This is a genomic window from Hallella colorans, assembly GCF_003096815.1.
GTDB classification, from domain to species: Bacteria; Bacteroidota; Bacteroidia; order Bacteroidales; family Bacteroidaceae; genus Prevotella; species Prevotella colorans.
The window spans coordinates 1-10,139 of the sequence record NZ_QENY01000037.1 but is presented as its reverse complement, the minus strand read 5'-3'; the positions used below and the strand labels follow the sequence as shown (position 1 = coordinate 10,139).

The 10,139-nt window shown below is 48.0% G+C and carries 2 protein-coding genes; both read right to left on the bottom strand.

Annotation, left to right across the window (positions count from 1 at the left end; all coding sequences use genetic code 11):
- Positions 1-7,334, bottom strand: a 7,334-nt coding sequence (locus tag C7379_RS12180; protein WP_116617510.1) for a toxin TcdB middle/N-terminal domain-containing protein, incomplete at its 3' end; no start/stop codon positions are given.
- A 24-nt stretch (positions 7,335-7,358) separates the two neighbouring features.
- A partial coding sequence (locus C7379_RS12175; protein WP_116617509.1) for a DUF8202 domain-containing protein occupies positions 7,359-10,139 on the bottom strand: 2,781 nt, incomplete at its 5' end.

Genomic DNA, 10,139 nt, shown 5'->3' with positions numbered 1-10,139 from the left:
AGGTTGGCAGTCTGCTTGGTGAGTACATTGCCGAGATTGTCGTAGGTAAAGGTGGTAATACCACTGGCAGGATGGTTCACCTCCGTGCGGCGGTCGCCCATGTCATAGACGGATGTCGTGACGTTGCCCTCGGTATCGGTTACCTTGACGAGGCGGTCGATACCATCATACTCGAAGGAGGTGGTAATCGTTCCGTCGGGTCCGCTGAGTTGCTCGGTCTTCACGGTCTTGCCGCTGCCGTTGGTGTAGGTAGCCTGCTTGCCGCCGAGAGCATCGGTAACGAGTTTCTTGAGGGTGTTGCTGCCTGCATCGGTAGAGTATTCCGTTTGTGTCGTACTATTATCAGGTAGCGTCACCTTCATGGCACGGTCAAGTACGTCGTAAACCGTTACGGTTGGCGACACGTTATCAAAAGCCTTGTTAAAAGCTGTCTTGCTCCCCAGTGCTTCGGTTACAGGGTAGTAAGCCTTAGCCACACGACCGAAAGCGTCATAGACATTGCGTCCGCTGACAATCATCACGGTCTCGTCTTTCGGAGCACTGCCCTTGGTAGCTGTCGTTACCACGCCGTCTTTCTTCACCTGAATGGGTCGTCCAAAGCCATCCACAAAAGTAACGGTCTCCATATCATCGCTTGGGTGCTGAATGTCGTAATGTTTGGTCACTGCGTAAGCAGGTGCAGTGATGCCATTGGTGCCGAAAGTAGCCTTAGGCTGATAGTCAAAGGCAATGATGTATGGCACTCCTGTTGCCAATTCGTTAGGACCACGAACCGCCTTCACTCGTCCAAGGTTGTCGAGGTCGGTCTCATAGTTGAGTCGGTTGAGGTCTGTACGACGCAAAGCCATGCCATAGCGGTAGTCGAAGTTGCCAGCCTCGCTGCTGTAGCCAAAGGCATCATCAATGCGGGAGACATACATGTTCATCACCGGTTCGTAGCGGTAGCTGTACCACATACGTTGCCCCTTGGCGTTGGCAGGAAGCGTAGTCTTGGTGATGTTACCGTAACCGTCATAGGTATAGTCTGAAACGGCAGTACCATTGCCTAACTGCTGACTAATCTGTGTAAGGTGGTCGGCATAGTTCATGTCGTACTTCGCCGATACGTGGTGGTATGTCTTGCCGTCTCCTCCCGTCACAATGACGTCGGTAGGCAGACCAATGATGTGCTTGCCCTCGTTGGAAGCATACTGAATGGCGGTCTGGTAATCGAACGCCCCCGTACCTTCTTCACCCAATGTGCCTTTGTCGCTGAACTTATAAGATTTGAGTTCACCATGATAACCCGTGAGGTAATACTCGTTCCAAGCTTCAGAGGTGGTGATGCCGCTTGCCTGTCCCTCATACTGCTTATTGGCTGTATAGCGCAGTGGGACAAATGCTGATGCACGGTCGCTGCAGAGCTTTTGCTGCTTGGTGAAGGTGTACTTGTCACCACTGGCAGTGAGGTAGTAGCCATCGTATACGTTCTTCGTCTCGGTATATTTCTTGCCATTGGCATCCTCCACGGAGGCACTGAGCTGGTTGCCCTGTGTGTAGTAGGTGGACACGTCATAGAGCTGTACTGCCTGACGATAGATGACACTGTCGCCTTTCTCAGTGTCAATATTCTTCGTGATGACCTTACCAAAACCGAGGAACTCGCGCTCGTGACGGTCTTTCTGACCATTGGAATAAGTGAAGAGTGTCTTCATGCGTGGCCCATCGTCGTGGATGCCATCATCAACGGTCACGGAAGACATCACCCACTTACCACCGGGAAGCCCATAGGTTGGCGCGCTGTGCTGATAGTCGAGTGTGAAGGTTCCTCCGAGGGAGTTAGTGACACTCTTGAGCATGTTCGTCCTGCCGATGGCAGAGTGGGTAACCTTCAGCTCGCTTTCCTTATCTGATTCCAATATGTCGAGATAGCCGTCACCATCTACATCCTGTAGCGAATAGTGCGTACGGTTGATGCTGTGACCGAGTGACCCGTTGGGATTGAGAGTAACCTTAACTGGAATTATTTTCGGTGTAAAGTTCACTGTAAATGCCACGTTGCCAGATTCCGAGGTGGAGGCAGTCTCAGAGAGCGATGAAGCTCCTTTCCATAGGATAGGATCGGCAAAGCCATTCCCTAAGTTCAACGAAACCGAAAGTGTGCCATTATTCTTTTTTACCTTATCAGGCAGTCCGTCAGCATTGACGTCCATCAAGTTATACTGCTCACCACTTGTCGTGGTCACGATACTAAGGCCACCAGAAAAACTACTGGAAGCCTTGTCGAAAAACTTGGCTTTCTGCGCAATATCCTTCTCTTTGGATGATGCTCCTCCACCTAAATTGTGTGAGGTGCCCTCTCCAGTTTGAACGGCATCAATCTGCCAGTCTACAGGGTCTGTAAAGGCATAACCAAGATTTAATCTTACAGTATTATCACTAAGGATTTTGTCTGGGAGTCCGTCACCGTTCACATCTGTAAAGCTCTCCTCGCTCCAATCACGATTCTTGGGCTTGCTCATGGAGACGGACAGTCCTCCCAGAGCATCGCTTATGGATTTGATGTTTGAGGCGGTTTTCGTCCAGCCTGCGGCTTGGGCTATGGTCATGGACATGGATACTATTGGAGCACTACCAACACCGACTGCTGACCCCTCATTTTTACTAACGATATTTCCTATCCCTTGTAGCTTTTCTCCGCTGATACCGCCAAGGGTATTGGTATACAGGATAGCTTCGTTTTGGACGATGTCTGGATATCCGTCACCATTCATGTCAATCATCGTTGCCTTGGTAATAGCCTGTCCTGTGCTTTCATTCTTTGTCAGGAAAGAAAAACCCGTTTGGGTCGTTGTGTTCTTACTTACAACTTTTTGGCTGATAGCCAATGCTCCCGTACCCTGTGCACAATCTGAAGTCTCAGTTTCAACAGAAGCCATATTGTCAAACGGATTCGTCATCTTCACATCCTGTTCCGTCAAGCGGGCAGCTCCCATACTATGATCCGTAAGGAATATTTCCTGTCTTTGTCCTATCCACCTGTCAAGTGATGAGGTATTCACGGCAAGCGGTGTGAATACAAGCGTCAAGGGGTCTATCTTCTGATCTTTGTCACGAGGTAGTGTTAATAGAGATTCATCTATCGCAGAGGCATACCTGTCATTTTCAGCCGTATTATATGTGAATCCTCCCCAACCTCTATAGAGAGGGCCAAAACCTTCGTTGTCCAAAAGTGAGTAGACATTGACTGGTACGGTCTGTTGTGTCATTGGTGTTGCCGAAGAAGAAACCTTCACGGATGCAGTGAGTAACCTGTCCTTCAGGTTGATATCCTCCGAGAAAAATTCCACCCATATAGGCGTATCACTAATATTTCGCACATCTATCAACAAAGTAGCATCCTCTACCACACTATTATTTACATTTACCAAACGCTTGCTCAAAAGGTGTCCTTCCGTTCTCGCCGTCATACTCAGAGAACCTGTGTATCCTGTCAACGGACGAAAGACGAGTGCTGGTTTAACAATCAGCACGCTGTCACTTGGACTAACTTTGTATGGCTCAGCATAAAGAAGGTGGTTGGCGTACATCTTTACTCCTGCTCCAGCTTGGAAGGACTGTGTCTTTCCCAAGGAATCTGCATATTGGACGATGGGCTTCCATTGGATGTCTGCCCACTTAAGATTAGAGGTTGAGGACATCTCGAAACGAAACGTCTTATATCCTGCAGAATTAGGAACAGTGAAATTCAAGTTATCATTATACGCCTGATTCCATGCAATCGTCCGTGAATAAAGTTCACGTCCTGCATCACTCGCATTCTCTTTTACGCCAAAGACTTTTATCGTCAGATCATCTGATGTCAATGGTTTGACGAGCTTTCCTGTTACATTGATTTGGGAAGGGGCATTCTCTGTCTGTGCAGGAGACGAAACCATGTATATAGCACCCTCCTGTGGTTGGTATGTCACAGAAGAAAAACCTTCCGGTGTTGTGTAATCCTTTCCTTGATAGGTGATTTTTGGTGACCAATCTACAAGGTCAAACGCACCGTTGCTCATTTTCTCCTTACCAGACTGTACACGGAAATAAATCTTCTCTCCCTTATGAATGTTGATGGAAGAAACTTCTGCTGAGTGGGTGGCAGCATCTCCCTTGGCAATGTCTCTGCTCCACAGTTCCGTGCCACCTTTTTGTATGGAGACTCGAACACCATCAGACTTGGAATATTCCTCTTCATCATAATCCCCCGAGGGTATAACAAGCTGTACGGCTCCATTTATAGAAATATTTCCATCTCTTGGAGCAACCCACATCCTGACCATATCCACCATCGGAGAATTCCTAAGCAGTTCTGCCTGCTCTTCGGGATCAACCTTTCCGACAGAAGTGTCGATATTCTTTGGGTCGTATATAATAGGACTTGGCGTATCTGCACTTTTGAGGGTAAAGATAGGAATGCCATTGCCTGACTTATCAAATACGATATGGTTAAAATAAACTTTACCGTCTGAGACAAGGTCTACCAAGCCGTCTCCGTTGATATCGGAAAGATATTGTGTAATCTTCGTAGTAGTACGTTCATAGTCTCTCCCGAGTGTTGCCACTGCAGGACTAAACCCTACTTTTGCAGATACGCCACCAGAGAATGTGTGGCTAACCGTCTTTGAAAATCCGGAAACACCAACAATGCGTATGCGCTTCCCATAAATAGTCTTGTTGCCTATACGTATCTGTGGACGATAAAATAGAAACGATCCATTACGGAACACCTTGTCAAGCAGTCCGTCTCCGTTAATGTCCACCATCGTAGATAGACCATTGGCCTTATTATAGTTATATCCGAATGTTCCACCTATCGTGTTACTAGAAAATGGACTGTCATCATCAGGCCCTACACCTGCATACAGACCTCCTCCTGCAGACCAAGAGGAGCTTCCGCCTAAGGCTGTAGTAAGATTTGAGAATACATCAAATGGATTAAATGGTGTGATGAAACTGGCATTAAGATTGTCATCCTGCGTGTTCCAAACCTCTTGTTTATTTTTAAATGGTACATACCCTTTGTCGGACTGTACGTCGTCATAGTAGTCGAAGTTTTGGTAGGATACCTCTGTTCCCGCATCATCAAGGTGTTTCACACCCGTGAGAATGTCCTTATGGAAAGCACCTTCCTTGTAGGCAAAAGCATAGCTTCTGAGTACGGAACCCTGGAAGTTGACTACTATCTTCTCCAACAGTCTGTTGGAAGAGGTGAGGTATCCAAAGCGTGCATTGTTGGTCTTGAGATGTTTTTCTTTCGTTCCCTCAAAAGTAACTACGGTATGGGGCTGTTGTCCGCTGTTACCTGCATGGATTTCCTTAAGATAAATGGCTTTCGCCATGAGTCCGCCACGAACAGGTTCGTCGGCTGTCTCATAGACATATTCTATATAGTCACCGTGTGTCTCTTCCACACGTTTGAGCTTCCACTCAGAGATGACTTCACGCTTGGTACCGCTGATATCGGTAATAGTACCTTTGAGTACGGCTCCCTCACCACCATAGATGTACTTGATGCCTTGCTTGTCGGTCACTTCCCAAGTATAGTCGGCAGGTGAATTTCCTTTACGGATGATACGACTGAAGTCACCACCTTGTCTGGTATAGAACTGACGGTCTGCCTTACGTGCCATCTTCTCACCACGGTGGGCAACACCCATTTTACCGTCATCCCCCATGGTAGAAAGCATGGAACCTGACATCAAATAGGTTTCGGTTTCCTTACTTGTATCGTATCTTGGGACACCCCAGCGAGTATCCAACGTAATGGAAGGAATGGAGAGATTCCAGCCCTCACCGAGCCATCCGCTACCACCTTCACTGCTGTACTGAATACCTAAGGACGGTGCCATGCCATTGCGGGCAGGGGGCATCTCGAAGCCATACTGCAGGCTGGCAGAACCTCTGTTGTTGGCTGTCGGAGGAGTGATGAGATTGATTTTTGCCGTCGGGTCTGCCGCCTTGATGTCATTCATCATCGTCGGTGTAAATCCATCGGTCTGTGGAGATTCGGGTGCCTTTATCACACCGTTGATCATATCGGTGAAGTGCGTTGTTCGTGAAACCACGCAAGCTGCTTTCTTATCCACTTTGACCTTTTCTAATGCTACCCAATGCTTGGTATCCTTGTCAAAGTAATAGGTATTGATGTCATCTTCAGTAAAGCCACTCGGGATTCTTGTGCGGTCATACTTGATCTTGACAGTCGCACCTTTCCCATCGAAATGATTACCGTGAGGAAGGAAACGATAGCCGTCACCCTTGGCAGTGACGTTGGTCATACCATAGTCAAGGGCAGGCATATCCATTTCACGGAGTGCCGAGATGGAATATCTTCCAGCCTTGCTGATATCCTTAGAGGTTACTGCCAATATATTGCCGCTGACACAGAGACTATCCGCCTTGTGTGCAAAGAACATTTTTTCTGCACTGCCACCTACGGAAACGAAGGCACGGGCATAGTCCGCCTTTTCCCGTATGATGGGAACAATGGTCTTACTGACGTTCTTTCCTGCAACGGTAGCTGCGAGGGTGAGCTGCTTCGATGCTGTGGGAATGATTCCCTCGAACTCGCCGTCTCTGACCGACAGAGTCTTACCGCTAACAGATACCTTCTGTACGTTTCCACGAACAAAGCCGTGGACATAGGTCTGTCCACCGTAAACAACGGGAACGGTTGACAGGACGATAGCATCCCGCATATCTGCAGATGCAGGTGTTGTTTCTATGCGTACGTTTTTGACTGTATAGCTGTAGGTGGCATTCGATGGGATGGTGAACAAGACGGTATTCCTACCTTCCTTGAGCCACAGGGGATTGATTTCTTCTCTGACGGTCTTCCAGCCTTGAGACAGCTCGGTGAGATAACCGCCAGCAGCCATGCGATCGTTGATGCTCGTGCTGATGCCAGCACCAGAGCTGACACCCTTGAGATCGTAGACAAGCCATGAGCGTGTGCCGGCTGAAACTTTCTTGAGTACAATCTCAAAGAGGTTGTCCTCGGGATTGTCCGAAACACGTCCGTCGGGCGTACCGATGATACCGGAGCCTATGGAGGCAAACTGCGTCACCGTTCCCGATGTAGAGGTGGCTGCTTTGACACCAGTCGATGAAAGAGCCGTGGTAAGACCTGGCTGTGCTTTCTTATCCGCTGATGCGGTTATATGTTCTCCTGATTGAGGATTAGAAGCAGTGGCTTCTTTATTGGTCGGCGTCATACTGCCGAGGTCGTTCTTGTCGGTGTATCTTGCAATGGCGATACCGGACACAGCGAGTGTTCCGACCGCCAGTGTCAATGCCAATATTTTTTTCATAGGATAAGAGTATAGTGGGGTATTTTATTTGTTCATCATCTTTAGGGTATATTCCTTCACCGGTGTGATGGCTTTCACGATGTATACACCCGTTTGAGGAAGTGTAAAGGTCGAGGTTTTTTCTGTTCCGCCTTCCATCTGCTTATTGAGAAGAAGCTGACCTGAAGCATCAAAGACCATCAAGTCTGCCGAATGAGAGGTTCTCATGGAAAGTTTTGCAGTAAAAGAATGATTACCGTTATCAATCACCTTGAATGCGCTGTCGTCGGAAATACCGATGCCGTCTTCACGACTACTTCTTGTCATCGGCTGGAATTCAACTGGACCTCCGCACTCACTGTTGATTGTCACCTTCTTATCATATAAGCTGCGTGCAATGGTTTCAACAGAAACATCCGAAGATTTCGTCAGTATTGGACACGGCTGGTCGTTGACTAGGAGATTACTCAAAGAAGAATGGCGTTTCGTGAATATAGAACTGAAATGCCAACTGGAAAGAAGTAAACCTTTGTACTGATTGACGCTCTTGCCGTTGATACGGTAATCCAAGTACTTGCCACTGTATGTTAGGGACAGTACGTCGCCTTTGGCAACGGTAAACTGCTTTTGTTCGTCCACTTTTCCTTTAACAATGACTGTAACTGTGGAACCGTTCACAGAGAAACCGAAGTCGGGAAGCCCGCCCAGCCTGATGACTGAACTCATACCTGCATGATAGACGGATGTCATGTCGCTGACACTCCACGAGAATGTGGATTCAGGAAACTTACCGGGGGAGTTGGCATATGACTCGCCTTTATTTTCAGACATGTTGGCTGTCAGCACGGTACCTCCTGTCTGAATGACATCAACGTGGTAGATACCAGGAAGAAGTTTTTTGATGGTTGCGTGGTCGGTAGTCATCAAGCCCGATTGCACAAGGGAGTCTGTAACAAGTCCTGAAACAGATTCAGCACGTACCTCATAGCGATAGGATGGATTGCCGAAGAGAACTTTCACATCAATACTGCCGTCTGCCTGTGGCTTACTACCTATGCAACTGGCTGGCTTTGGCGTCAGACGAGCGAAGACGCCATCATGATAGCCGAAGGTAAATACATCACTGCCGTTGCCGTCAGTGTCAAAGAATACGTTATGGAAGATAAACTTACCTCTCTTGGCATCCTGTTCACTGCAACGATAAACACGTACCGTCTCGGGATCCCATTCGCCCTTTCCCGTGCCATCAATCAGCAAAAGGGCTTTGGATGCGTTTTTAACGAACTGCTTATCTTTCAGCAAATTCGTGGCGAGCTCGATAACATTACCTGTCACACCGAATCCACTGGCGAGAACGTCTCTGATTTCCAGACGATAGGCATTGTCAATGGGACGGATGAAAGCAATTCGCTTAGCTTCGTTTTCAGGAATATCCACAGTATATTTCACATCGCCTTCGGCTGATATGATGAGATGGAGCGCATTGCCTGTCTTGCGGATAATCATTCTTTCTCCTACGTTGATGGCACATAGGGCGTCTGTCTGTGGAATGCCTTTGATGATGGAATATACTTTTCCGTCTCTTATGCGATAGCCGTATACCGTGATGCTCTTCGCTTCGTCCGTGAAGCCCACATCAAAAGGACTGAAAGGGCAAAGCATGGAAATGCTTCCGTCTGTGCCGACAAGGGGCTTGCTGTATGCTACGGCTGTCATGTCCTTGTCATTTTGTAGAAGCGAGGTAAAATGTCCGTCGCGCTCAAAGTAAAACCCACTGCCACCCCATACGGCCGTCGTGTCAGCCGTTTCGTGTATATTGGTGGATGTGAGCCACTTTCGGTTCATGACATGCCAAGAGAAATATTCCTCAGGTATGCCGATGGCGGTGTTAACCCCATTGTCACCCCAAATCATATAGGACCCGTCCGGAATGGGACTGCCATGTTCCTGCCCGATAACTAATAAGCGGGATTCGGAGGAAAGGTTATAGGGCTTGGACTTATAATAAGTATCATGGAAGGAAGAATACAGAGGTGTTTCCTCATAAGAGGTCGTTGAAACGGGCTGGAAAAGCAACTCAACATCCTCACGGGCAATGCCCGTTACGCGGTGATGGTATGCAGCATTAGCTGATGCATCCCAAATGAGATTGCCACGTGGATCAAGGTAGGAACCTTTCAGCGTGACGCCGTACTTTAAACCAAGGTAACTTTCAATTCTAAGCCGCTCAGCATTGGTGAGATGGCGAGAGAATACGATTGCCTCGGGGCTGTAGCCATCAAAGATATTATTGCCAATATCGGTGGTGCTGAAAGCATTTTTGAGATTGACATCCTGACCGTTATAGGTGGAACCAACAGAATAGAAACCTCCACATTTCTCACCCCATACAGAACGTGCAGACTTGTTAGCTTTGATATAGGATACTATCCTGAGGGCACTTTCCTCAAATGTTTCCGTGGCAGTGGTGTCCTCACTACCGTAAAGAAGATCTTGTCCGTATTCTTTTCCGTAATCCAACGTACTCGTGCCACTGACACCAACAGCTTTGTCCTTGGACATTAGGACACCGCTACCGGGACGACCACTCAACGTATACAGCACAGCATCCTTTTTGGCATCCGCAGGTTTGTGACAAAAGAGTCCGATAACGGTCGCCTGACCCAATGAACTGTATTTCATCAGGGAGACCTTGGGAGCATTTACTTGGGAGAGGTTAAGGGCAGGGCGGAAGTTAAACGTGCGCACATGCTGCTGGGACTGTATAAATTCCTTTCCATATCGACCGCTCTGTTTGTCCAAGATTCGTGAACGCACGGTATCCCC